Source organism: Cellulomonas humilata (assembly GCF_013359775.1).
GTDB classification, from domain to species: domain Bacteria; phylum Actinomycetota; class Actinomycetes; order Actinomycetales; family Cellulomonadaceae; genus Cellulomonas; species Cellulomonas humilata.
In genome coordinates this window covers 1-21917 of sequence record NZ_JABMCI010000063.1, presented here as the reverse complement: position 1 = coordinate 21917, position 21917 = coordinate 1, and the positions used below count along the sequence as shown (strand labels likewise).

26 protein-coding genes are annotated in these 21917 nt (G+C 71.6%); 13 read left to right on the top strand and 13 right to left on the bottom strand.

The features are described from left to right. Positions 1-9 precede the first annotated feature (9 nt). The 4 genes from HP550_RS10050 to HP550_RS10035 all read left to right on the top strand — a co-directional run bounded on the left by HP550_RS10050 (position 10) and on the right by HP550_RS10035 (position 1659). Positions 10-375 carry a rhodanese-like domain-containing protein gene (locus tag HP550_RS10050; RefSeq protein ID WP_175347556.1) on the top strand — a complete coding sequence of 122 codons (366 nt, stop codon included), beginning with the start codon at positions 10-12 and terminating at the stop codon, positions 373-375. 170 nt (positions 376-545) lie between these two features. Further along, entirely contained in the window at positions 546-926 is a 381-nt protein-coding gene (gene trxA, locus HP550_RS10045) for a thioredoxin (protein WP_175347555.1), read from the top strand. Beyond that, positions 923-1318, top strand: coding sequence for a DUF302 domain-containing protein (locus HP550_RS10040; RefSeq protein WP_175347554.1), 396 nt, complete (start codon positions 923-925; stop codon positions 1316-1318). Before trxA ends, HP550_RS10040 begins: the two co-directional genes overlap by 4 nt. Positions 1319-1386: 68 nt before the next feature. Continuing rightward, on the top strand, positions 1387-1659 hold the full coding sequence (locus HP550_RS10035; protein WP_175347553.1) for a metal-sensitive transcriptional regulator: 273 nt from the start codon (positions 1387-1389) through the stop codon (positions 1657-1659). A 45-nt stretch (positions 1660-1704) separates the two neighbouring features. On the opposite strand, the gene HP550_RS10030 is transcribed toward HP550_RS10035, so the two are convergent. The 4 genes from HP550_RS10030 to HP550_RS10010 all read right to left on the bottom strand — a co-directional run bounded on the left by HP550_RS10030 (position 1705) and on the right by HP550_RS10010 (position 7881). Beyond that, entirely contained in the window at positions 1705-4194 is a 2490-nt protein-coding gene (locus tag HP550_RS10030) for an FAD-dependent oxidoreductase (RefSeq protein ID WP_175347552.1), read from the bottom strand. Positions 4195-4369: 175 nt separating this feature from the next. Beyond that, entirely contained in the window at positions 4370-6169 is a 1800-nt protein-coding gene (gene arsA, locus HP550_RS10025; RefSeq protein ID WP_281362176.1) for an arsenical pump-driving ATPase, read from the bottom strand. Beyond that, positions 6166-6543: an arsenite efflux transporter metallochaperone ArsD gene (gene arsD, locus HP550_RS10020; RefSeq protein WP_175347551.1), complete on the bottom strand. Its 378-nt coding sequence runs from the start codon at positions 6541-6543 to the stop codon at positions 6166-6168. Before arsD ends, arsA begins: the two co-directional genes overlap by 4 nt. Positions 6544-7146: 603 nt before the next feature. Then, positions 7147-7881, bottom strand: a complete 735-nt coding sequence (locus HP550_RS10010; RefSeq protein ID WP_175347549.1) for a GntR family transcriptional regulator — start codon at positions 7879-7881, stop codon at positions 7147-7149. A 198-nt stretch (positions 7882-8079) separates the two neighbouring features. Between HP550_RS10010 and HP550_RS10005 the strand changes: the two genes are divergently transcribed. The 3 genes from HP550_RS10005 (at position 8080) to HP550_RS09995 (ending at position 10300) form a co-directional block, all read left to right on the top strand. Further along, positions 8080-9144: an alpha/beta fold hydrolase gene (locus tag HP550_RS10005; RefSeq protein WP_210767933.1), complete on the top strand. Its 1065-nt coding sequence runs from the start codon at positions 8080-8082 to the stop codon at positions 9142-9144. After that, positions 9141-9806 carry a hypothetical protein gene (locus tag HP550_RS10000; RefSeq protein WP_175347547.1) on the top strand — a complete coding sequence of 222 codons (666 nt, stop codon included), beginning with the start codon at positions 9141-9143 and terminating at the stop codon, positions 9804-9806. Before HP550_RS10005 ends, HP550_RS10000 begins: the two co-directional genes overlap by 4 nt. A 122-nt stretch (positions 9807-9928) precedes the next feature. Beyond that, positions 9929-10300 carry an ATP-binding protein gene (locus HP550_RS09995; protein WP_175347546.1) on the top strand — a complete coding sequence of 124 codons (372 nt, stop codon included), beginning with the start codon at positions 9929-9931 and terminating at the stop codon, positions 10298-10300. Positions 10301-10349: 49 nt separating this feature from the next. Here HP550_RS09995 and HP550_RS09990 read toward each other — a convergent pair whose 3' ends face one another. Genes HP550_RS09990 through HP550_RS09975 form a run of 4 tightly spaced genes read right to left on the bottom strand, consistent with a single transcriptional unit; the run spans position 10350 to position 12137 of the window. Beyond that, positions 10350-10802 (bottom strand): SRPBCC family protein, encoded by a 453-nt coding sequence (locus HP550_RS09990; protein WP_175347545.1) that lies wholly within the window; start codon positions 10800-10802, stop codon positions 10350-10352. Position 10803: 1 nt separating this feature from the next. After that, a complete protein-coding gene (locus HP550_RS09985; RefSeq protein ID WP_175347544.1) occupies positions 10804-11286 on the bottom strand; it encodes an SRPBCC family protein in 483 nt (160 codons plus the stop codon). Further along, on the bottom strand, positions 11283-11606 hold the full coding sequence (locus HP550_RS09980) for a metalloregulator ArsR/SmtB family transcription factor (protein WP_175347543.1): 324 nt from the start codon (positions 11604-11606) through the stop codon (positions 11283-11285). Before HP550_RS09980 ends, HP550_RS09985 begins: the two co-directional genes overlap by 4 nt. 33 nt (positions 11607-11639) lie before the next feature. Next, on the bottom strand, positions 11640-12137 hold the full coding sequence (locus tag HP550_RS09975; protein ID WP_175347542.1) for a metallophosphoesterase family protein: 498 nt from the start codon (positions 12135-12137) through the stop codon (positions 11640-11642). 146 nt (positions 12138-12283) lie between these two features. Here HP550_RS09975 and HP550_RS09970 point away from each other — a divergent pair, with 146 nt between their 5' ends. The 4 genes from HP550_RS09970 to HP550_RS09955 all read left to right on the top strand — a co-directional run bounded on the left by HP550_RS09970 (position 12284) and on the right by HP550_RS09955 (position 17798). After that, positions 12284-15007: a tyrosinase family protein gene (locus tag HP550_RS09970; protein WP_175347541.1), complete on the top strand. Its 2724-nt coding sequence runs from the start codon at positions 12284-12286 to the stop codon at positions 15005-15007. A gap of 183 nt (positions 15008-15190) precedes the next feature. Next, entirely contained in the window at positions 15191-15862 is a 672-nt protein-coding gene (locus HP550_RS09965) for a DUF6803 family protein (RefSeq protein ID WP_210767932.1), read from the top strand. A gap of 115 nt (positions 15863-15977) precedes the next feature. Next, positions 15978-16772, top strand: a complete 795-nt coding sequence (locus HP550_RS09960; RefSeq protein WP_175347540.1) for an alpha/beta fold hydrolase — start codon at positions 15978-15980, stop codon at positions 16770-16772. 138 nt (positions 16773-16910) lie between these two features. Next, on the top strand, positions 16911-17798 hold the full coding sequence (locus HP550_RS09955; protein ID WP_175347539.1) for a universal stress protein: 888 nt from the start codon (positions 16911-16913) through the stop codon (positions 17796-17798). A 45-nt stretch (positions 17799-17843) separates the two neighbouring features. Here the strand turns inward: HP550_RS09955 and HP550_RS09950 are convergent, their stop codons facing one another. Continuing rightward, positions 17844-18113, bottom strand: coding sequence for a PLDc N-terminal domain-containing protein (locus HP550_RS09950; RefSeq protein WP_246280754.1), 270 nt, complete (start codon positions 18111-18113; stop codon positions 17844-17846). Positions 18114-18256: 143 nt separating this feature from the next. Between HP550_RS09950 and HP550_RS09945 the strand changes: the two genes are divergently transcribed. Beyond that, a complete protein-coding gene (locus tag HP550_RS09945; RefSeq protein WP_175347538.1) occupies positions 18257-18532 on the top strand; it encodes a hypothetical protein in 276 nt (91 codons plus the stop codon). Between the two features lie 8 nt (positions 18533-18540). Here the strand turns inward: HP550_RS09945 and HP550_RS21965 are convergent, their stop codons facing one another. Further along, positions 18541-19134, bottom strand: a complete 594-nt coding sequence (locus HP550_RS21965; RefSeq protein ID WP_210767931.1) for an MBL fold metallo-hydrolase RNA specificity domain-containing protein — start codon at positions 19132-19134, stop codon at positions 18541-18543. Next, the gene (locus tag HP550_RS21960; RefSeq protein WP_210767930.1) at positions 19037-19942 is read right to left on the bottom strand and encodes an MBL fold metallo-hydrolase; all 906 of its coding nucleotides are present in this window, start codon (positions 19940-19942) and stop codon (positions 19037-19039) included. Before HP550_RS21960 ends, HP550_RS21965 begins: the two co-directional genes overlap by 98 nt. Before the next feature lie 200 nt (positions 19943-20142). Here HP550_RS21960 and HP550_RS09935 point away from each other — a divergent pair, with 200 nt between their 5' ends. After that, positions 20143-21072 (top strand): hypothetical protein, encoded by a 930-nt coding sequence (locus tag HP550_RS09935; RefSeq protein WP_343048097.1) that lies wholly within the window; start codon positions 20143-20145, stop codon positions 21070-21072. Here the strand turns inward: HP550_RS09935 and HP550_RS09930 are convergent. Both HP550_RS09930 and HP550_RS09925 read right to left on the bottom strand, forming a co-directional pair. Beyond that, positions 21069-21437 (bottom strand): nitroreductase family deazaflavin-dependent oxidoreductase, encoded by a 369-nt coding sequence (locus tag HP550_RS09930; protein ID WP_175347537.1) that lies wholly within the window; start codon positions 21435-21437, stop codon positions 21069-21071. The two genes, HP550_RS09935 and HP550_RS09930, sit on opposite strands and share 4 nt — an antisense overlap. Positions 21438-21583: 146 nt before the next feature. After that, a partial coding sequence (locus tag HP550_RS09925) for a hypothetical protein (RefSeq protein ID WP_210767929.1) occupies positions 21584-21917 on the bottom strand: 334 nt, incomplete at its 5' end.

Genomic DNA, 21917 nt, shown 5'->3' with positions numbered 1-21917 from the left:
AGAAGCCCCATGTCTCTCAGCAGCAGCCTGCGCCGATTGCTCGGCCGCACCGAGACCGACGACGACACCCTTCGGCCCACCATCGGCGCCGCGCGGGCGCTCGAGCTCGTCCGCGACGGAGCCGCACTGCTCGACGTGCGCGAGCGGTCCGAGTGGAACACCGGCCACGCGCCCCAGGCCGTGCACGTGCCCCTCGGCGAGATCGACAAGGCCCCCCGACGTCTGAAGCAGGACACGCCCGTCGTGGTGATGTGCGCCTCAGGCATGCGCTCGCGAAGCGCCGCCAAGCACCTGCGCAAGCTCGGCTTCGACGCCACGAGCCTGTCCGGCGGCATCGGCGCCTGGCAGTCCGCCGGCGGCGCCGTCCGCCGCTGACCCACCCCCGAAGAAGGAGAACTCCGATGTGCTCACCCGCCCGCTGCTCCGCCTGCGGCAAGGTCACCTGGTCCGGCTGCGGCATGCACGTCGACGCCGTCATGGCCGACGTCCCCCGCGCCCAGCAGTGCACCTGCCGCTGACCACCCACGACTCCTGAAGGAGTGCCGTTGTCCACCCTCACCCTGACCGGCGCCGCGTTCGCGGACACGATCCACGAGAACGACATCGTCCTGGTCGACTTCTGGGCCGCCTGGTGCGGCCCGTGCCGGATGTTCGCACCCATCTTCGAGAACGCGTCGGCGCAGCATCCCGACGTGGTCTTCGCGAAGGTGGACACCGAGGCAGAGCGCGAGCTCGCCGGCCAGGCCGGGATCACGTCGATCCCGACCCTCATGGCGTTCCGCGACGGCATCCTGCTCTACTCCGAGCCCGGCGCCCTGCCCGCCGCGGCGCTCGAAGAGATCATCGACGCGATCAAGGCCCTCGACATGGACGCCGTCCGTCGAGAGATCGCCGAGCACCGGGACGGATCGGTGACCCAGCCGTGAGCTACGCCCTCAGCACGACCACCGAGCTTCCGTTCGCTGACGCGCTCACGGCTGTCCGCGAGGCACTCGCGGCGCAGGGCTTCGGTGTGCTCACCGAGATCGACCTGGCCGGCACCCTCAAGGCCAAGCTGAACGTCGACATCGCGCCCCAGGTGATCCTTGGCGCGTGCAACCCTGTGCTCGCGAACGAGGCTCTGGGAACCGAGCCGCAGATCGGCCTGCTCCTGCCCTGCAACGTCGTCGTCCGTGCTGGCGACAACGGTCGCACGGTCGTCGAGGCCGTCGACCCCGACGTGCTCGTCCACCTCAGCGGCAACGACGCCCTCCAGCGGGTCGCACGAGACGCCCGCACACGCCTCCTGGCAGCCCTCGCCGCCGTCTCCAGGCCATGACGTCTACCACCATCCGCTCGGTACCTCCCGGGGTATCCTGGCTCGCCCGCGACGAAGGAGGTCCCGCCATGGAGCTGGACAAGGACGAGATGTCCAAGGTGTCCAACCGGCTCAAGCGCGCCCAGGGACAGCTGGCCGGCGTGGTGCGCATGCTCGACGAGGGCCGCGACTGCGAGGACATCGTCATGCAGCTCTCGGCCGTCTCCCGCGCTCTCGATCGTGCCGGGTTCGCGATCATCGCCTCGGGCATGCGGCAGTGCCTGACCCCGACAGAGCCGGGCGGCGAGACCGGCACGCTCGACGTGCAGAAGCTCGAGAAGCTCTTCCTGTCCCTCGCCTGACCCGCCGCGACGGGGCCGCACCTCCCGGTGCGGCCCCGTCGTGCGTCAGATGAAGAAGGCGCCGTTCGACTCGCTGGCCTCGCCGAGGAAGGTCGCCACGCCGCCGAGCTCGACCCCGGCGATGAGGTCCTCGGGCGCGATCCCGAGCAGGTCCATGGTCATCGTGCAGCCGACCAGCCGGACTCCCGCAGTCTGTGCGGAGGCGATGAGCTCGGTCAGGCTCGGGACCTGGTGGTCCTTCATCACCTTCTTCATCAGCATCGTGCCGCCGCCCAGCATGTTCAGCGTGGACAGCTTCAGGCTCTCCGCGCCCGACGGCATCATGGCGCCGAACATGCGGTCCATCCGCGAGCGGGTGCGGGCCGGGGGGTTCTCGCGCCGCAGGGCGTTGAGCCCCCAGAACGTGAAGAACATGGAGACCTCGTCGCCCATCGCGACGGCGCCGTTGGCCAGGATGAACGCTGCCAGCACCTTGTCCAGCTCGCCGGAGAACACGACGAAGGACTTCTTGTCCTTCATCCGCGAGGCGGCGCCACTCACGGCGGCGCCGGTGGCCACCGCGGGGGCGCCCTTGCGGATCCGGGCCGCATACCCGGGCCCCTCGGGAACCAGGGAGAGGATCTCGTGGCCGTTGCGGGCCGCCCACGCGGGGGCGTCGAGCCGGAAGCCGGCGTCGGAGACGTGCGCGACGATCTCGTCCCCGGGGGCCAGTGCGAGGACCGCGTCCTGCAGCTTCATGATCGGACCGGGGCACGCCAGCCCGGTGCAGTCCAGGTCCACCAGCACGCCCGTCGATGTTGCCGGTGCCGAGGAGGGCACGGGGCTAGCGGACGCGTAGGAGATGACCGGCGTCGGGGCGTCGAGGTCGCTGGGAGCGACGCCGTGGTACGCCCGGAAGGTGGTCAGTCCCCCAGAGAGGGTCGACACGTCGGTGAACCCCCGCTGGACCAGCGCCCGGTAGGCCAGGTAGCTGCGGAACCCGACCGCGCAGTACAGCCGGATCGGGGTGCCGCGGTCCCAGTCCGCCTGCGCCACGCGCAGCGTCTCCAGCGGGACGTTGTCCGCCCCGGGCAGGTGCCACAGCGCGAACTCCTCCGGGCCGCGGACGTCGATGATCCGTGCACCGTCGGTCGCCTGCGGGTAGTCGCCCGCGTGCCACAGCGTCAGGTCGCCGCGCAGCGTGTTCGAGGCGACGAACCCGATCATGTTGACCGGGTCCTTGGCCGAGCCGAACGGCGGGGCGTAGGACAGCTCGAGGGTCTCCAGGTCGTACACCGCCATCCCTGCGCGCAGGGCGGTCGCCAGGACGTCCAGGCGCTTGTCGACGCCATCGAACCCGGCGATCTGGGCGCCCAGGATCCGTCCGGTGCCCGGGGCGAACAAGACCTTGACGTGCATCATCGCCGTGCCTGGGTAGTAGCCCGCGTGCCCGTGCGGGTGGGTCTGCACCGCGTCGAACGCGATCCCGGCCGCAACCAGCTGCTTCTCCGAGGCGCCCGTGCCGCCGGCGACCATGTCGAAGACCTTGACGATCGAGGTGCCCTGGGTGGACTCGTAGACCGTGTCCCGACCGCAGACGTTCTCCGCCGCGACGCGTCCCTGGCGGTTGGCCGGCCCCGCCAACGGGATCAGCCAGGTCCCGGGCAGCACGGTGTGCTCGACCTCGACCGCGTCCCCGGCGGCGTAGATGTCCGGGTCGGACGTGCGCATGTGCCGGTCCACCGTGATGCCGCCGCGCGGGCCGATCTCCAGGCCCGCCGCGACCGCCAGGGCGGTGCTCGGGCGCACCCCCGCGGCCATGATGACCAGGTCGGTGTCGATGACCGTGGTGTTCTTCAGCTCGACCCGCACGCGGCCGTCGGGCCGCTCGGTGAAGGCCGCAGCTGCGGTCCCGAGGTGCAGGGCGACGTCGTGCGCCCGCAGGTAGTTCTCCACGGTCGTGGTCAGCTCGCGGTCGAGCGCGGGCATGATCTGGTCGGCCATCTCGACGACCTCGACAGCCACACCGCGCTCGTGCAGGTTCTCGGCCATCTCCAGACCGATGTAGCCCGCCCCGATCACGACCGCGTGCCGCACACCCGCCGTGGCGCCCGCGCCGTCGACGGCCGCCTTGATGACGTCCATGTCGCCGATCCGCCGCAGCACGTGGATCGCCGGCAGATCGATCCCCGGCAGAACTGGCCTCACCGGTTCGGCGCCGGGGGTCAGGATCAGCTTGTCGTACGGCTCGTCGTACTCCGCGCCCGAGTCGACGTCGCGGGCGCGCACGGTCCTGGCCGAACGATCGATGCCGACGGCCTCGACACCCACCCGCACGTCGATGTCGAGCTGGTCACGCAGGCTCTTCGGGGTCTGGACCAGGAGCCTGCTGCGATCGGCGATCACCTCGCCGATGTGATACGGCAGCCCGCAGTTCGCGAACGACACGTGGTGACCGCGTTCGAGCACCACGATCTCGGCGAACTCATCCAGGCGCCGCGCACGCGCCGCAGCGGACATTCCGGCGGCAACTCCGCCGACGACGACGATCTTCATGCGGACGTCCGATCCGTGAGGAGGCAACGCGTCACGCTAGAACGCGCGCAGGGCCGGCCGACGGGTCGAAAGACCTGTACCCGGGGGGGTATATGGGTATACCCGCCCCGGTATCGCTCGACGGGTCGCTGTTCTGGACGCCGTCGCGGTCAGGTCGGGAGCGCCACGGTGTCCGTCAGGCCGGCACTCTCGCAGTCACGCCACTCCCTCCAAGAGCACGCAGTGCGTCCACTCCGACCGGCTCGGACGCCAGGAGCGGCACGATGGCGCACCGTCCAGCCCCGTCGGCGTACACGCGGGCGACCTGGTCCATCTCGGCGGCGGCGCGACGAAGGAGGAGCGGATCGGTGGTCTGCGCTGCCGCAACCGAGTTGTTGAGCACCCAGGCCCAGGGGTGGATGCCCGCACGGCGGAGGTCCCCGGCCAGCTGCTCGGCCTCGAGGACCGGCGTGGCCTCGGGCAGGGTGACGATGAGGATCTTCGTGTAGCTCGGATCCTGCAGCCGCATCATCGGGGTGGTGAACGTCGCGGCGCTCGGGCCCATCTGCCGAACGACGTCCCGGTGGTAGGACCCGGTGGCGTCGAGGAGCAGCAGCGTGTGCCCGGTGGGTGCCGTGTCGACGACGACGAATCGACGCCTGCCCTCGTTGACCACCTTGGAGAAGGCCTGGAACACGGCGATCTCCTCGGTGCACGGAGACCGCAGGTCCTCCTCGAGGCCGGCGCGGCCCGCGGCATCCAGGGAGGCGCCCCGGCGGGCCAGGACCGACTGGCAGTATCGCTCGGTCTCGACCGCCGGGTCGATCCGTGAGACCTCGAGGTTCGGTACCGAACCCGCGAGGGTCTGCCCGAGGTGGGCCGCGGGGTCGGTGGTGGTCAGGTGGACGTCCAGCCCGCGTTCGGCCAGGGCGACCGCGATCGCCGCGGCGACGGTGGTCTTGCCGACGCCACCCTTGCCCATCGTCATGATCAAGCCGTGCTCCTGGGTGGCGAGCTCGTCGACCAGGGCCGCCAACGAGTCGGCTCCCGCCGCGAGCTGCCGGCGGGCGGCCGGGACGTGGCCGTCGCAGGGGTCGTCCGGCTCGAAGAGTCGCGCGAGCGCGTCGAGGCCCACCAGGTCCCCACCCTTGAGGGACAGCACGTCGCGGGGCAGTGCGGCGAGGTCGGGGGGCAGAGCCGCGAGGACGGCTTGCTCGCGCTCGTGGACGGCGGTGGCCAGCACGTCGCCGGAGACCGGGAGAGGCATCACCGCGTTGACCACCAGGTGCTGGTGGCGCAGCCCGAGGGCGGCGAGCTCGTCGTGGGTGCGCTGGACCTCCGCGACCGCCGCCTGGTGAGCCCGGGTCACCAGGACGAGGCGGGTGCGGCGCGAGTCGGCGAGGGCGGCGACGGCCGCGGCGTAGACGGCTCGTTGCCGGTCGAGGCCGGCCAGCGGTCCGAGGCAGGAGGCGTCGCCCTTGCCCTCGTCGAGGAAGTCGGTCCAGGACGCCGGCAGCTGCAGGAGCCGGATGGTGTGCCCGGTCGGCGCGGTGTCGAAGACAACGTGATCGAGCTCGCCGGCCGCGTCCTCGGTGAGCAGGGCCGTGAACTCGTTGAACGAGGCGATCTCGGTGGTGCACGCCCCGGCCAGCTGCTCCTCGATGAGCGCGACCTCGGCGGCAGGCAGGATGCCACGGACGGGACCCACGATCCGCTCGCGGTACGCGCTCGTCGCCTGTTCCGGGTTGATCTCCAGCGCGGAGAGTCCGGTGACGGCAGGGACCGGCGTCCTCGTGTTCCCGATGGTCAGCCCGAACACCTGCCCGACGTTGGAGGCGGGATCGGTGCTGACGAGCAGGACGGACCTGCCCGCACCCGCGAGCGCCACCGCGGCAGCGCAGGCGATGGAGGTCTTGCCCACCCCGCCCTTGCCGGTCAGGAAGAGGAAGTGGGGGGCATCGACGAGGAATCCCGGCAGAGCCCGCTCACCGGTCAACAGGACCCTCCGCCGCAGCACCCACCCGCGGAGCCAGCCATGGGCAGGAGGGAGGGGGCGGGTGCGGTCGCGCTCGCGGTCGCCCAGCGCGCCAGCTCGGCGCGGCTGGGGTAGCGGCCCGCCATGGCGATGGTCCCGTCGATCAGGACCAGCGGAAGGCCCTCCGACCCGGAGACCTGGAGGAACGTCAGCACGGCAGGGGTGCCGGCGAACTCCCCCGGCTCACTGGCCAGGTTGAAGCGCGAGACCGCGACACCCTGGTCCCGCAGCCAGTCGAGGTCGGCCGAGAACGTCACCAGCTCCTGCGGGACGTCGGGCCCGCACACGCCGGTGCTGCAGCACAGTGCCGGTTCGAAGACTGCGATGGTGCTCATCCGCCAGGACCTCCCGAGATCACATCGACGGGCGTCGATATCGACAAGTGTCGATTCCTGCGTCTGCCCGAGGAAGGGACCTAGGTCCCGCGCGGGCTCCTCCCCAACCGGCTCCGTGCACCGCGAACGACGTCCGCGGTCCGACTCCAGCGGCAGCGTGCAGGGCCTCCGCAGGGGTCCCACCGGCGGCCAGCTCCGGGTGCAGGCGCGTCAGGAGCGCCGTCGCGACGTCGTTGACGCTCGACCCGGCGGCGATCACGCACCGGGCACCGGCATGGAGCCACGGCTGCCATCCCGAGCGCCTCGCGAACCCACTTCGAGACGGTCGAGCCCAGGCAGGAGAAGGTCGCTGGGCTCGTCGTGAGCGACGACGACGGGCAGGGCGTCACCAACGGTCAGGTCGTCGCGACGGGTTCGACCTCGACGGCGGCTGGTTCTCCGGCGAGCTCCCGTTCCCGGGACGCACGTGGCTGGACTGCTTCCCCGACCGGGAGTACGCGCCGTCGACGAGCGGGAGTACGAGGTCCGCTGACCCGCGGGTGGCGTCCAGGGCCGCGCTCCGATCGGGGCGCGGCCCGACGTCGTCGGCGTGGGGTGGTCCGCTCAGGTGTGCTCGCGCTCGGCGAGCGCCGCGAACAGACCCATGAACTCAGGTCGGTCGCGGGCCGCGACCGCAGCGGTGAGATCTTCGCCGAGGATCGCCGAGGTCAGGTCGGACGCGGCGTCGATGTGTCGGTCGACCACCTCGCTCCAGTCCGGGTCGATGGCACTCGTGATCGTGGGCAGCACGCCGATCTGGGCTCCGAGCAACGCTCCGGCGACCACACGCAGGAGCCCGAAGTCAGGGATCGAGACGAGCGTCGCGAACAGGTCGAGACTGGCGCGCACGACGTCGCGGAGGCCGCCGTCTCGGGCCGAGATGAGGTCGTCGAGCCGCTGGCGCAGCAGGTCCGCGCCCTCGGTCGTGAGGGAGCCGATCGCGTCCTCGAGGATGAGCGGGCTCAAGGCCCGCAACAGGCGCACCACCTGGGGCAGGTCAGACGCGAACGACGTCTGGCCGCGGGTCCGTCGCAGGAGGTCGGAGAGCGCCGAGCGGTCTCCGGCGAAGACTCCTCCCCCGGGTCCGGTGCGCACGACGATCTCTCCGGTCGACTGGAGCAGGCGAAGCGCCTCGTGGAGGGTCCCGATGGAGACGCCGCACTCCTCCCGGAGCTCAGCCCGGCTCCCGAGCCGCGCTCCGGGGCCGGACTGCCGGGCGAGCTGCGAGATCGCGTCGGCGGCGACCTCGGCGCGGAGCCCGCGCCCTCCGGTGCCCTTCGGGTGCGGCGTCGACGGCATCTGTTGGCCCCTTCTGATCTGCACGTCGCGTCGGCGCCACGCGTGCGGCTCCCATCATGGTCCGGTCGCGATCGACACACTGATCACCCTGGTATTCTTCATGAAGAATAGCCGTGAGCGAGGAGCCACATGCCCAGCACCACCGACGCGCGCCCACCACGCTCGAGGCGGACGAGGATCTGGACGAGGATCGGATCTGTGGTCACCGTGCTCGCGGTCACCGCGGGCGTGGCACTCGTCGTCTTCAAGCGTTCGGTGGACAGCTACGTCGACCCCTGGATCCAGAAGGTCGCCGACGCGGGCTACGTCGAGAGGAACGCGCAGGTCAACGACGTCGACTTCAGCTACGTCGAGGGGCCGGACAACGGCACCCCCCTGGTACTGCTGCACGCCCAGCTCATGGACTGGTTCGACTACAGCCGCGTGCTTCCCGACCTGGCAGGCAGCTACCACGTGTTCGTCATCGACTACCAGGGCCATGGCCGGACGACCTACCCGGACGACTACCCGATGACGGCCGACCAGATCGGAACCGACCTCGGCGCCTTCCTCGACGAGGTGGTCGGGCAGCCCGCGTACGTCAGCGGCAACTCCTCCGGCGGCCTGCTGACGATGTGGTTGGCCGCGAACCGGCCCAACCTCGTCAGAGCCGTCGTTCTCGAAGACCCACCGATCTTCGCCGCCGAGTACCCGCGGATCATGCAGACCGTCGCGAGCAAGGCCTTCAAGAGCAGCTACGACGCCGAGAAGAGCGGCGACGTCGACGACTTCCTCCTGTACTGGCTCGACTACAACACCACGTTCTTCGACACCTACGTCTTCCCCGGCTCAGCCCGCGTCCTCACGTACTTCACCACCTCGTACCGCGAGGCGAACCCGGGCGAGCCCGTCGAGCTCAGCTTCGTCAGGAACGACACCGTGCGACTGCTGATGCGAGGGCTCGAGAGCTACGACCCACGGTTCGGGGCCGCGTTCTACGACGGCACCTGGAACGACGAGTTCGACCATGCCGTGACCCTCGAGAAGATCTCGTGCCCGACGCTGCTCCTCCACGCCGACTACTCCTGGACCGACGACGGCCTGCTCAACGGCGCGATGAGCGAGGACGACGCCCAGATGGCAATGTCCCACCTCTCCGACGGCACCTACCTGAAGGTCGACTCCGGGCACGTCGTGCACCTGGAGCGCCCCCACGAGTTCGTCGACATCCTCGACAGCTTCTTCCTCGCAGACCGGCTGCCAGCGGCCCCACGAGAGCAGTGAGAGTGGTCTGGGCGGGCCGTCGCGCGAGGATCGCGGGAGTCTCGATCGCGGCAGCCGCTGCGATCCTGGTGGTCGGTGGCGAGATCACCGTCCGGGTCGTGCTGAACGATCGGGTCGAGCGCGCCGCGCAGCTCCTCGGACTTCCCGACGGGATACAGATCAGCCTCGCTCACCGCCCGGTGCTGCCCTCCCTCGCTGCCGGCCGGGTGCCGCTGGACGTCACGATCAGCAGCTCGAACCTCGACGTGCTGACGCGGTGTCTGCCGGCTGCGAGCGACACCGAGCTGTCGATCGAGGGCGGCGAGATCGTCGCCCGGAGAGTCGTCACGGTGCGGGGCGCGGAGATGCCCGTGACGGTGACCCTCAGCCCGGTGATCGACTCGGGCACGCTCAGACTCATTGCCGACGACGTCAGCGTCGCGGGGCTGACCCTCCCGCCGGCTGCGGTCGACGGGATCCGCTCGAGCCTCCCGGTCGGCGAGCTGCTCGCGGACGGTGTCGAGCTGGGGACCCTGCTCCCACGGGGGGTCACCCTCCACGACGTCGAGCTCGACGACGCCTCGCTGCGGCTGAGCCTCGACGTGCCCGTCGCGCGCGCACAAGACCCCTCCCGCGTGAGCTCGAGCCCAGCCGGTCGGGCCGCGAACTGCGTCGCGGGCTGAGGAGGCGGACCCTCCTCCCGGCCGCGCGGTCCGGGGCCGCAGGGGCGATGATGGACAGTGCGTGGGGATGCGCGTCGCGATCTTCGCCTCGTGCGCCGCAATGACACGCAACCCGGAGCACCATGGCTCTCCATCTGGCTGCACGGCGTTCGTCCATCTCGACGGGCAGGGACTGGATCGCCACCGAGGCTCGGCTCGGCGGTCTGGATGCCGTCCGTGCGCCGCTGCTCAAGCTGCTGAGCAGTGAGCTGATCACCAACGCGGTCATGCACGGACCTGCCCTCGGCGAGGTCACGATCCGCGTGCGCGACGTCGACGGTCAGATCCGCGTCGAGGTCGACGACGAGAGCCCCAGCCCACCCCAGCTCCGCGCCGTGGACCCGGCTGCGGTGGGCGGCCACGGCATGCGGCTCGTCGATGCCTACGCCACGCGGTGGGGCTGCGACCTGCGCGGTGCGGACGGCAAGACGGTGTGGTTCGACGTACCGATCTGAGGCACGCCGCGCCGTCGCCGCGTGCACGGTCGTCCCCGGCGACGACGAGCTACCGAGGAGCGTCGGGCAGCTCCAGGCGCCGCTTCAGCAGCTGGAGGTTCTCCGGCATCTCGGCCGCCGCCTGCCGGCGGACGACGAGCGGCACGAGCAGGCGCCCGAGGCCGTGCCCCTCGAAGTCGACGGAGATCGTCACGCGGGTCAGTTCCGGCGCCAGTGGTTCGACGGTCACGTCGACGACGGCCCTGATGGGACCGTCGATCCCGCGGACTCCCCAGTGCTCGCCAGGGTGGACGTGCGTGACCACCGACGTGCTGGCGCGGGTCGCACCACCGATGCGCCGGGCCGTCCGGCATCTCGCGCCCACCTGTGGGACGCCCGGCTGCTCCATCTCGCCGCTGACGACGCCTTGCTGCCACTCGTGGAAGCGCGTCGGGTCGGTGGCGTAGCCGAACACCTCTGGCGCACTGCGCTCCACGTCGACCGCGACCGTGATCGCGGACATGTCAGCGTCCTCCCGTGAGCAGGTGGGCGAACCTGGTCAGGTACAGCGGCCAGCCCTCGTCGTCCGCGACGCCGTCGCTGAGGGCGGGCCACCCGGCACCGTGCCGGTCGAGATGGCGGTGCTCCAGCTGCACTCGCGTCCGGTCGGCGCTCTCGGCGACGAAGACGACCTCGACCTCGCTCGTCCGGGCGGGGTCGGTCTCGAGCTTCCACTGCGGGCCGATGTCCCAGCTGAACACGACGCGGTGGGGTGGGTCGAAGGCCAGGATGCGGGCCCACCGGCACTCGGACCCGTCGACCCCGCGGTCGTAGATGTGGCCGCCCACCCGGGGCTCGAACACCGTCTCCGCGATCGGCACGCGGAGCATGTTGTGCTCGGCCGGCTTGAAGTCCCCGAACCGCGCGGTGAAGACGATGAACGCCCGGTCGACCGGGGCATCGACCGTGACCTCGCGCCGGACCGTGGTCATCGGTGCTGGGTTCATCGCTCCTCCTGCGGGGGTTGCTCGACCACGGCGCTGTAGCCGGACAGAGCACGCGTCCAGTACGTCTCCAGCTGGTCGCGCAGTGCGCCCAGGCCCTCCGGGCTCAGGCGGTACACGCGCCTGGACCCCGCGGCCTGGTCGGTGACGAGCCCGGCGTCCTTGAGGACCTTGAGGTGCTGGGAGACCGCGGGCCGACTGATCGGCAGCTCGGCCGCCAGCTCCCCCACCGCGCGCGGACGGTCAGCCAGACGTTCGACGATCGCCCGCCTGGTCGAGTCGCCCAGCGCGTCCCAGCTCGCCGCAGACCCGTAAGTGGCCACGAACGGTAAGTTATGACTTACGGGCTGCCGGGGTCAAGGGTGGACCTTGTGCAGCACCACGTCGACGAGCGCGCCCTGCCGGATCTCCGCCGTCATGAACGTCGCGAACGGCTGACGTCGGCGGTCCGTCGGCGATCCGGGGTTCAGCAGTCGCATCCCTGCCGGGGTGATCGAGTCCCACGGGATGTGACTGTGCCCGAAGACCAGCACGTCGAGGTTGGGGTGCGCGGCATCGCACCGGCGCTCGCGACCGGTGGCGGAGCCCGTCTCGTGCACGACGCCGAGCCGGACGCCGTCCAGGTCGGCACGCGCGACGCTCGGGAGCCGTCGTTGCAGGGTGGGGCCGTCGTTGTTGCCGTGGCACCCGACCAACCGGCGGGCTCGTCGCGAGAGCAGGTCGCAGAACTCGTCGGACACCCAGTCGCCGGCGTGCACCACGAGGTCGGCGTCGTCCACGGCCTCCCAGACGACACCCGGGAGGTCGCGCGCCCTTCGCGGGACGTGCGTGTCGGCGAGCAGAACCAGGCGCATGCTCCGATCTTGCCGCCCTCCCGATCACCTACGCAGTCTCACGAGCACGAGTCCAGGGGTCGGCCGCGCGGTATCTCGGTGTCGCGCGGCGCGCTCCTCTCCGTTGACGACCGGACCGGCCGTCGACGTCAAGGGGGAGGTCTGTCATGGCAATCGGCGACGGGATCAGGCGGGACATCGCGCTGGTCTCCCAGACGGAACGCGACAGGCTGATCGCCGCGATCCTCACGCTCGACACGAGCAAGATCTACCCGGACGGTGTGACGTTCTGGGACAAGCAGGAGGACATCCACAAGAACGCCCACCTCTCCGGAGTCAACGTGCACGGCGGACCGGGCTTCGTCCCGTGGCACCGGGAGATCGTCAACCGGTTCGAGCAGCTCATCCGCGAGGTCGACCCCGACCTGTCGCTGCACTACTGGGACTGGAGCGTCGACCCTCGCAGCACTGCGGACGGGCGTGCCAACCTGTTCACCACGTCGTTCATGGGCAACGCCCAGGGCGACGCCGGTGCGCCTCTCGGGTCGTTCGAGTCGACCGAGGGCGGTGGCCACACGCACATCTGGCGAGCGGTCAACGGCGGCAGCAACACCTTGTCTGCGGCCCCGGTGAGCCTGAGCGACGCGACCGTCGTCGGGTCGGCGACCTGGGAGACCTTCAACAGCAACATCCAGACCGTCCACGGCGACGGGCACTTCTTCATCGGCGGCACCCTCACGCAGGCGCACTACTCGTTCCACGACCCGTTCGTGTTCCTGCTGCACTCGAACGTCGACCGGCTGTACTCGATGTGGCAGACGGCGGCAGGGCACCCGGAGCGACTCGACCCCGCCACGGTGTACGGCGGCGACAGCGCCGACGCAGGGCTGAACGGGCCGGTGGAACCCTGGGCGGGCAACCTGGCCGATCCGTCCCTCCAGCTGCGCCCGTGGGCGCCGCCGGACAACCAGCAGGTGGTCAAGACCTACAAGCACCCGTCGATGGTCGCGCCGCCCTGCTACGACACCGTGCCCGAGGTCTCCCTGCTCGAGGTGGTCAACCCGGGCAGCCACATCACCTTCAACGACGTGCCCACCGGCGAGACCACCGCTCGGGCCGCGGTCTTCCGCGTGTACTCCTGCGACGCGGTCACCTTCGAGGTCATCGTCGCCCCGGCCAGCCCCTACCTCGTCCTCACGCCGGGCGGCCACGTCACCGTGCCGCACGCCCTCGTGCCCTACACCGAGGCGAGGATCTGGTTCGGCATGACCGGCGGTGCCGCCGGAACCAGCGCCACCGCGGGGACCACGACGATCCGGTGCGTCGAGACCGGCCAGGACTTCGTCTTCGACCTCACAGGCAACTCGATCCCCCGGCCCACCGTCGCCGTCATGATGGCGCTGGACCAGTCCGGGTCCATGGACGACCCCGCCGGGACCTCCGGCGCGACCCGCATCGAGGTGCTCAAGCAGGCCGCCGGGCGGTTCGGCCAGCTCATCCACGCCGGCAACGGACTCGGCCTGATCCGGTTCGACACCGACGCCTACCCGGTCGCCGACCCGACCTTCCCCGGCCTCGGCGTCACGCTCATCGGGCCCGGTGGCGACTTCGACCCGAACCGCGTCATCGCGCTCACCGCGATCGGTGACCACCACACCAACCTCGCCGGCGCGACCTCCGTCGGCGACGGGGTCGTCATGGCTCGCAACGTCCTGAGCGCGGTGCCCGCCACCGACTACCAGCACAAGGCGTTGATCGTCTTCACCGACGGCCTCGAGAACCGGGACGCCACCATCGACAGCGTGACGTCGAGCATCGACCAGCGCACGTTCGCCATCGGGCTGGGGAACGAGGCCCAGGTCTCGACGACCGCGCTGCGCAAGCTGGCGAACAACACCGGCGGCTACCTGCTGCTCACCGGCGTCCTCACGCCGGGCACGGACGAGTACTTCCGCCTGACGAAGTACTTCCTGCAGATCCTCGCGGGCGTCACGGACACCGCGATCGTGGTCGACCCGTCGGGGTACCTGCCGCCCGGCGACACGTTGCGGATCCCGTTCGTGCTCACCGAGGCCGACATCGACGCGACCGTCGTCCTGCTCGAGGACCTCCCGGTGATCGACATGGTGCTCGAGACGCCGGACGGCACGCTCATCGACCCCACGACGGCACCCGGGGTGGGCGTCGCCGCGGGGGCCGGTGACGACATGCGCTACTACCGCACCAACCTCCCGGTCCCGGTCGGGGCTGGCGCCCACGAGGGCACCTGGCACGCGATCCTCACGATCGACGAGGGCGCGTGGAAGAAGGTCCTCAAGCGGCTGCGCAGTCGCGACGACGACGAGGGCAGGAACGCGTTCGCGCGTGCCGCCGCGCACGGCGCCCGCTACTCGGTCAACGTCTACTCCGCGTCCAACCTGCGCCTCGCCGCGAGCCTCGAGCAGCCCAGCATCGAGCCGGGAAGTGCTGCGACGATCCACGCCGCGCTCACCGAGTACGGGTTGCCCGTCGAGCACCGCGCCCGTGTGGTCGCGCACGTCACCGGACCCACCGGGGCCTCGACACTCACCCTGACCGAGACCACCGGCGGCCTGTTCGCCGGCACCCTGGCCACACCCCTGCCGGGGACCTACCAGGTCCGAGTCGTCGCGGACGGACTGACGCTTCGGGGCAGCCCCTTCACCCGGGAGCAGCTGCTGACCGCCGTCGCCATCCGTGGCGGCGACAACCCCACCACGCCACCCGGCGACCCCGACGACCCGAAGAGCCACGACCTGTGCGACCTGCTGGACTGCCTGACCAAGGTCGGCGCCACGTTCCTCGAACGCAACGACATCTCGCCCGAGGAGCTCCGCCGCTGCATCCACGCGCACTGCAGGGACCACCGCTGACCGACGCCGACGGCGGGGCGGGGCGGCTGCCGCGTGGGCCCTAGGTCCCACGGGGCAGCCGTCGCCGTGCCACGGGCACCCGTCTTCATCGGTTCTTCATCGTCCGTGAGCCGAACCTGGGCAGCAGTCCCCGACGGTGTGGGGAGAGCCGGATCGTCCGGCGTGCTCAGTGAGAGGACCGTCATGGCCGTCACCGCTCCCACCGCCACCATCGGGACCGCCGGATCGTCGCCGGGACCCGCGGGACGCCTCGCGACCGTCGCGACGGTCGGGGCCGTCTGCGTCGCGATCATCGCCGTGGCCCTGCTGCTGCCCGCGTGGCCCGCGGGCGAGGACATGGGTTCGACCCACTACATGGGCCTGCTCGCCGCCAACCAGCCTTGGAACCTGCTGCTCTTCATGGCGGTGCCGGTGATCCTCGCCGAGACCATCGCCGTCAGCGAGCTGGCGATCCTGTTCCGCCGCCCGGTCTCCCCGGTGGTGGCGGCCGTCAACCGGTATGCCGGGCTGGTCGCCGGCTTCTACTTCCTCGGTGTGCTGGTCTACCTGACCAAGCACGCGGTCGTCCCACTGACCTCCACGGGCGGATGGCGCGGGTGGGCGGACGTCGTCGCCGTCGGGTTCTACCTGCTGGGCATCGTCCCGCTGTTCGGAATGAGCCTGCTCGAGACTCGCGCGGTGGGGGCCGGGTGGGACGACGAGCGGCGTCTGAAGGTGCACGCGAGCCTCGTGGGTCTGTTCCTCGTCGTCGCGCACATCGCGATGATCGCCGGGATGCTCGATCCCGCCGTGGCCGGGTGGGACCCGACGCACGTCATGGACGACGGTTCAGCGATGGAAGGCATGACGCACTGATCCTGCGCGTCCCCTGCCCCGACGTGCGGCGGTATGGCGCGGCGGTTAGCGTCGGTGCGCGCGGAGCAACCGGCGCACCCGGCTCGCGCCCCGCCCGCCCCATGATCGGACTCCCATGGCCCCGTCCGGGACCGCCTCGGCGGACGTGCTCGACGTCCACGCCCGCACCGTGACCATCGACGGGTACCAGCTCGCAGTCCGGTCCACGGGAGCGGGCGACCGTGGGCGTCCCGTGTTCGTCCTGGTGCACGGGCTGGGGATGTCCCACCGCTACCTGGCGCGGCTCCAACGGGAGCTCGCTCCCTGCGGCACCACCCACTGCATCGACCTGCCGGGTTTCGGGGGCACGCGCAGGCCCGGCGAGGCGATGTCGATCGCCGTGGCAGCAACCCTGCTCGGGGCCACGCTCGACCTGCTGGGTGTGCACAGCGCCGTGCTGGTCGGCCACTCGATGGGCGCACAGTTCGTCAGCGAGCTCGCCGTCCAGCGGCCGCCGCTGGCCTCGCACCTCGTCCTGATCGGGCCGGCTGCCGACCCTCGCCGGGCACGACGGCTGCTGCTGGCACTCGACCTCGCACGGGACGCGCTGCGGGAGCCGCTGTCGGGCAACGCACTGACGACGGCCGACTACGTCCGGTGCGGTCCGCGGTGGTACCTGATGGAGCTCGCCGTGATGCTCGCGTTCCGGACCGACGCACGCGTGCGCCACGTGCAGGTCCCGACACTGGTGATCCGCGGAGGCGACGACCCGATCGCCCGCGAACGCTGGTGCACCGACCTGTCCGACGTCGCGGGTCGCGGCTCCCTCGTCCAGATTCCCGGCCACCGCCATCTCGTCCAGCACTCCGCCGCCGAGCGCACCGCGGCCGCGGTGCTGCAGCTCGTCCGGGCGGACTCCTCCGCCCGGTAACGGAACTCCTCGCGGCTGCCGGACGACGGGACCTTCTGCCCTACTGGCCCCCTCGGTGCCCGTCGAAGTCTGGGAGCACGACAGGGGCGCCTGCCGCCGGGTGGGGCCGCGGTCAGGCAGTCGCGTCGGAGGTGCGAGATGGACCGGACGATCGTGGTGGGGTACGACGGATCGGCGCACGCCGCCGACGCGCTGACCTGGGCCGCTGCCGAGGCAGGCCGGGCGCACCTGCCGTTGCAGGTCGTCCACGTGCAACGGACGATCGTCGACCGGTTCGTGGTCAGCGACCGTCCGCAGGACATGGAGCCGCAGGTGAGCAACGAGGTGCTCGCGGACGCGGTCGAACGTGCCCACGCCGTCGATCCCGACATCGAGGTCAGCACGCGGCTGGCAGCGCACGAGAGCGTGGCCTCGGTCCTCACCGAGGCGAGCGCTCGTGCCCGCCTGCTGGTCGTGGGGTCGCGTGGACGTGGCGGTCTCGAAGGCGCGCTCCTCGGGTCGGTGAGCCTCACCGTCGCGACGCACGCGCACTGCCCGGTGGTGGTCGTCCGTCGACACGCCGAGGCCGCGGCGCCACCGGCGCGTCGGCCCGTCGTGGTGGCGGTCGACGGGTCACCCACGAGCGTGCGCGCCGTGGACCTCGCGTTCGACCAGGCCTCGCGGCTCGGCGCTCCCCTGGTGGCGGTCCACGCGTGGGAGCTGCCGGCGCTGATGGGACCGGTGCCGCCGTGGATGCCGGAGGAGGTCGACGATCTCCGGACGGCGGAGAGGGCCCTGCTCGCCGAGAGCCTGGCGGGACACGCGGAGCGCTACCCCGACGTCGAGGTGCATGCCGTGGTGCGCCGCGGCGCTCCGGCGCACGTGGTTCTCTCCGCCGCCGCCGACGCCGAGCTCCTCGTCGTCGGCTCGCGGGGTCGAGGGGGTTTCCGTGGCCTGCTGCTCGGCTCCGTCAGTCGGACGGTGCTGCAGCACGCGGTCTGCCCCGTGGTCGTCGTCCACCCGGATCAGTCGTCAGAGACCCCCTGAGCGCGTGGTCGCCGCTGTCCGCCGGGTCCGCGTCGCCGTGACGGGTCAGGGGATCCTCGGGAACGTGCGCCCGCGGCGCAGGTAGAGGATCGGTCCGACGATGTTCACGGCGATGACCGCCGCCCACACCGGCTTGCGACCGCGGACCAGTGCGGCCGGCCTGCTGGCCAGGTCCGCCCAGGCGAGCAGCGCCAGCGCACCCTGCACCGCACCCAGGCCGATCGCGACTCCCCGTTCGCCCCGGCTGAGGTCCCGCCACCGCGTGTGCATCCGTCCGTGGCCTCGTCCGAGCTGCTCCGGTTCCTGCCCGTGCATGTCGCTCGCCTCCTTCGCGATCGAGCTGTCGTCTCGATCGTCGAAACGCGCGCCGGCGGGGCGGTAGAGCACTTCGGCCCTGGGCCAGGGGCACCTCCCGGCGCTGGGATGGCGGTAGAGCGAGCGGGCGGGAGGTGGGGGCGATGCGCGACGCACGGGACCACAGGTCGACGACGAAGGCTTTGGTCGTGCGGCCCGTCGAGCCCGTTCCGCTCGGGGCTGCCCGCCTGGCGCACGCCCGTCTGCGTGCCCTGATGACCGGTCGGCCCGGGGTGTGTGGCGTGGGTCTGTGCCGGCGCGGCGAGGGGTACGTGCTGCGCGTCAACGTCGTCGACGCGGCCGTCGACGTCCCGACCGACGTCGACGGTGTGCCCGTCGAGGTCCGGACGACCGGACCGGTCGCGGCCTCCGGTCGGTAGGTGCCGTCTCAGTCGACGAGCACCCTCTCCCCGCGCCGCGGGACGGTGGCCACGCAGTCACGGTCGTCGCGGATCCGGTCGGCGAGTGCCCGGGCCGTCTGCTCCTCGCCGTGCACGACGTACACCGTCTCCGGTGGAGTCCTCATGTCGCGGAGCCACTGGAGCAGCTCGTCGGCGTCGGCGTGGACCGAGAACTCGTCGTCGTGCACCACCTCCGCGCGCACCGGCACGTACCGGCCGAGGAGCTTGACCTCACGCGCACCCTCGGACAGGGCGCGCCCGCGGGTGCCCGCGGCCTGGAAGCCGGTCAGGACGACACAGTTGTGCCGGTCGGGCAGCCAGTCGCGCAGGTGGTGGACCACCCGGCCCCCGGACGCCATCCCGGACGCAGAGACGACGATGCACGGGACCTGCGGCTGGTTGAGCGCCATCGACTCGCCAGGGCTCGGGGCGAGGCGCAACGTCGGCAGGTCGACCAGGTCGGGGCCGATCCCCGCCTTCAGCTCACCCCGGCCGGCGGCGTCGCGGTAGACGTCGAGCGCGGCCAGGGCCATGGGACTGTCGACGACCACCGGCACCTCGGGGATCGCCCCGCGACGCATCAGGTCGGACAGCGCGCGCAGCACCAGGACGGTCCGGTCGATGGCGAACGCGGCGACGAGCACGGAACCCCGCGCGGCCGATGGTCCGACGGACCGCTGCGGCGAGGTCGGCGTGCTCCGCCTCGACCGCCGGGTGACGACGGTCGCCGTAGGTGGACTCGATGACCACGGTGCGCGCGTCGGGCGGATCGGCGCGCGGCGGCAGGACCGGGTGCGACCCTCGGCCGAGGTCGCCGGAGAACAGCACGCGCGACTCCCCCGCGGCAGCCAGGACGCTCGCCGAGCCGAGCACGTGGCCCGCCGGCGAGAGCACCACACGGATGCCTCCGCCGATCTCGATCTCCTCGCCGTAGGCAGCCGACCGGAACCGGGCGATGGCCTGGTCGGCGTCCGCCACGGTGTAGAGCGGCAGCGGCGGGTCGTGCCGGGAGTACCCGCCGGCGCGGGCGTACTGCGCGTCACGCTCGTTCAGGTGCGCGCTGTCCCGCAGCACGATCGCCGACAGCGCGTTCGTTCCCGCCGTCAGCCACACCGGTCCGCGGAACCCGTCGCGCACCAGCACCGGGAGGTACCCGCAGTGGTCCAGGTGGGCATGCGTGACGACAACGGCGTCGAGGGTGTCCGGTGGCACGGCGAACGGCTCCCAGTTGAGGCGTCGCCAGCGCCGCTCCCCCTGGTAGAGGCCGCAGTCGATGAGGAGGCGATGACCGCCGTGCTCCAGCAGGAACGCGCTGCCGGTCACGGTCCCGGCACCGCCCAGGAACGTGAGGACCGTCTGCCGGCCGTCCATGTCGACCTCCCGAGTCACGCACCTGTGCGTCTCGTCCCGCACCGCCAGGCTGCGCTCCGCGGCCGGCACGCGACCAGGGCCGGAGGTCCCGGCCGGGCGCGACTCGGCGCGACGTCGTGCCGCGCGACGACGCCGGTTGACCGATGCGGACCTCCGGCCCTGTCATGCGCGGCTCCGCGCGGGCACCGTGTGGAGAACGAGGTGCTCGGAGGTGTCAGGTGACGGAGTCCGTGCTCGACTGGCTGCTGGCCGGTGACCCGAGCATCCGCTGGCAGGCGCTCGACGCGCTGACGTCGGCGGCGCCGGAGGAGGTCGCCTCCGCGCGGGCCACGGTGGCGCACGAAGGCTGGGGCGCCCGGCTGCTCGCCGAGCAGGACGACGACGGCCGCTGGGCCGGTGCGCTGTACAGCCCCAAGTGGACCTCGACGACGTACACGCTCCTCCTCCTGGAGCGGCTCGGCCTGCCGTCCGACGACCCGCGGGCGCAGCGCGGGTGCGCCGTGGTGTGGGACGCGGCCTCGCGGTGGGACGGCGGGCTCAACCTCGCGCTCTCCCTCCGGGAGCCGGAGGTGTGCATCACGGGGTTGCTCGTGCACCTGGCGGCGCGCTTCGGGCGGCGGGACGAGCGGGTGGACGACGCCGTCCGGTTCCTGCTCGCCCATCAGCTGGGTGACGGTGGGTGGAACTGCGAGTCGATCCGCCGTGGGTCGCGCCACGGCTCGTTCCACACGTCGATCATCGTGCTCGAGGCCCTGACCGCCTATGCCGCCGCCGACGGGGCCGTTCCGGTCGAGGATCCGCTCGCGCGCGGGCGGGAGTTCTTCCTGGCGCATAGCCTCTACCGGTCCCACCGCACGGGAGAGGTGATCGACCGGTCGTTCACGCGGTTCCCGTTCCCGCCGCAGTGGCACTTCGACGTGCTGCGCGGACTGGAGCACTTCGCCGCCGTCGGCGCCGCGACGGACCCCCGGCTGGAGGACGCCGTGTCCGTCGTGCGGTCGGCCCGTCGCCCCGACGGGCGGTGGCCGGTGCACCGCGGGTACCCCGGGCGCGAGTGGTTCCGGATGGAGCAGCGGGGGCCGAGCCGGTGGGCCACGCTGCGCGCGCTGCGGGTGCTGCGGTGGTGGGACGGCAGCGACGCACGCTAGTCGTCCGTGGGAGTGACCTCGATCAGTGGGCTCTGCTCCATCATCAGGGCGACGTCGTCGCGCCCCCACCGCGCGGCGGCGGCCTCGATCAGCGGACGACGCTCGTCGGGGCGGTCGATCACCCGGGCGCGGGCCGGCACGTCGGCCGTCACACCGCGCTTGAGGTGGATCACCACGTGCGGGTCGGCAACGACGTTGTGCACCCACGCGCGGGTCCGTGGGGACGGCTTGCCCGAGATGAACAGCCGCCCGTCGAGCTCGTGCAGGAAGATCTCGATCCGCCGCGGCTCTCCGGAGCGACGGCCGACGGTGGTCGGGTCGATGACCTGGCTGCGGTGCAGGGCACTGGCGACGGACGGGTCCACGGAGGCCTCCCAGGGCACACTGTCCGCCCAGGTCTCGCCCTCTGCAAGCACCGACGACCGGTGCGACCGGGTCGAGCGTGCACGGTCGGATGCCTGGTGCATCCGCTCGCGACGCGCTCGGCCCGGCGCGTGGTCGTGACGACCGCCTACCGGAAGTCGCCGGACGCCAACCGCACCCCGGCCGTGTTGGCCCAGGACCCGATGAACGTGGGCGCCGACCCGTTGGTGATCTGCCAGGTCCCGTCGCCCTGGGCGAACGCGACCGGGATCGAGGACCACCCGGGCGTCTGACGGATCAGGGCGATGTCCGTGAGGCCGTTGTCGTTGAAGTCCCCGGTGACCACCCGCACGCCCGGGGTGTTCGCCCACGACCCGATGAACGTCGGAGCCGACCCGTTGGTGATCTGCCAGGTCCCGTCGCCCTGCGCGAACGCGACCGGGATCGAGGACCACCCGGCGTTCTGCCGGACCAGCGCGATG

Excerpts from the sequence above, each read along its gene's own strand:
- HP550_RS09965 (WP_210767932.1), top strand. The coding sequence starts at position 15,191 with ATGGCCGTCACCGCTCCCACCGCCACCATCGGGACCGCCGGATCGTCG.
- HP550_RS10010 (WP_175347549.1), bottom strand. The coding sequence starts at position 7,881 with ATGCCGTCGACGCCGCACCCGAAGGGCACCGGAGGGCGCGGGCTCCGC.
- HP550_RS10050 (WP_175347556.1), top strand. The coding sequence starts at position 10 with ATGTCTCTCAGCAGCAGCCTGCGCCGATTGCTCGGCCGCACCGAGACC.
- HP550_RS21965 (WP_210767931.1), bottom strand. The coding sequence starts at position 19,134 with ATGCGTCGCGGGGCGATCCCCGAGGTGCCGGTGGTCGTCGACAGTCCC.
- HP550_RS10030 (WP_175347552.1), bottom strand. The coding sequence starts at position 4,194 with ATGAAGATCGTCGTCGTCGGCGGAGTTGCCGCCGGAATGTCCGCTGCG.
- HP550_RS09995 (WP_175347546.1), top strand. The coding sequence starts at position 9,929 with ATGGCTCTCCATCTGGCTGCACGGCGTTCGTCCATCTCGACGGGCAGG.
- HP550_RS10035 (WP_175347553.1), top strand. The coding sequence starts at position 1,387 with ATGGAGCTGGACAAGGACGAGATGTCCAAGGTGTCCAACCGGCTCAAG.
- arsD (WP_175347551.1), bottom strand. The coding sequence starts at position 6,543 with ATGAGCACCATCGCAGTCTTCGAACCGGCACTGTGCTGCAGCACCGGC.
- HP550_RS09950 (WP_246280754.1), bottom strand. The coding sequence starts at position 18,113 with ATGCACGGGCAGGAACCGGAGCAGCTCGGACGAGGCCACGGACGGATG.
- HP550_RS09945 (WP_175347538.1), top strand. The coding sequence starts at position 18,257 with ATGCGCGACGCACGGGACCACAGGTCGACGACGAAGGCTTTGGTCGTG.
- HP550_RS09985 (WP_175347544.1), bottom strand. The coding sequence starts at position 11,286 with ATGAACCCAGCACCGATGACCACGGTCCGGCGCGAGGTCACGGTCGAT.
- HP550_RS09955 (WP_175347539.1), top strand. The coding sequence starts at position 16,911 with ATGGACCGGACGATCGTGGTGGGGTACGACGGATCGGCGCACGCCGCC.
- HP550_RS09960 (WP_175347540.1), top strand. The coding sequence starts at position 15,978 with ATGGCCCCGTCCGGGACCGCCTCGGCGGACGTGCTCGACGTCCACGCC.
- HP550_RS09990 (WP_175347545.1), bottom strand. The coding sequence starts at position 10,802 with ATGTCCGCGATCACGGTCGCGGTCGACGTGGAGCGCAGTGCGCCAGAG.
- HP550_RS09970 (WP_175347541.1), top strand. The coding sequence starts at position 12,284 with ATGGCAATCGGCGACGGGATCAGGCGGGACATCGCGCTGGTCTCCCAG.
- HP550_RS09975 (WP_175347542.1), bottom strand. The coding sequence starts at position 12,137 with ATGCGCCTGGTTCTGCTCGCCGACACGCACGTCCCGCGAAGGGCGCGC.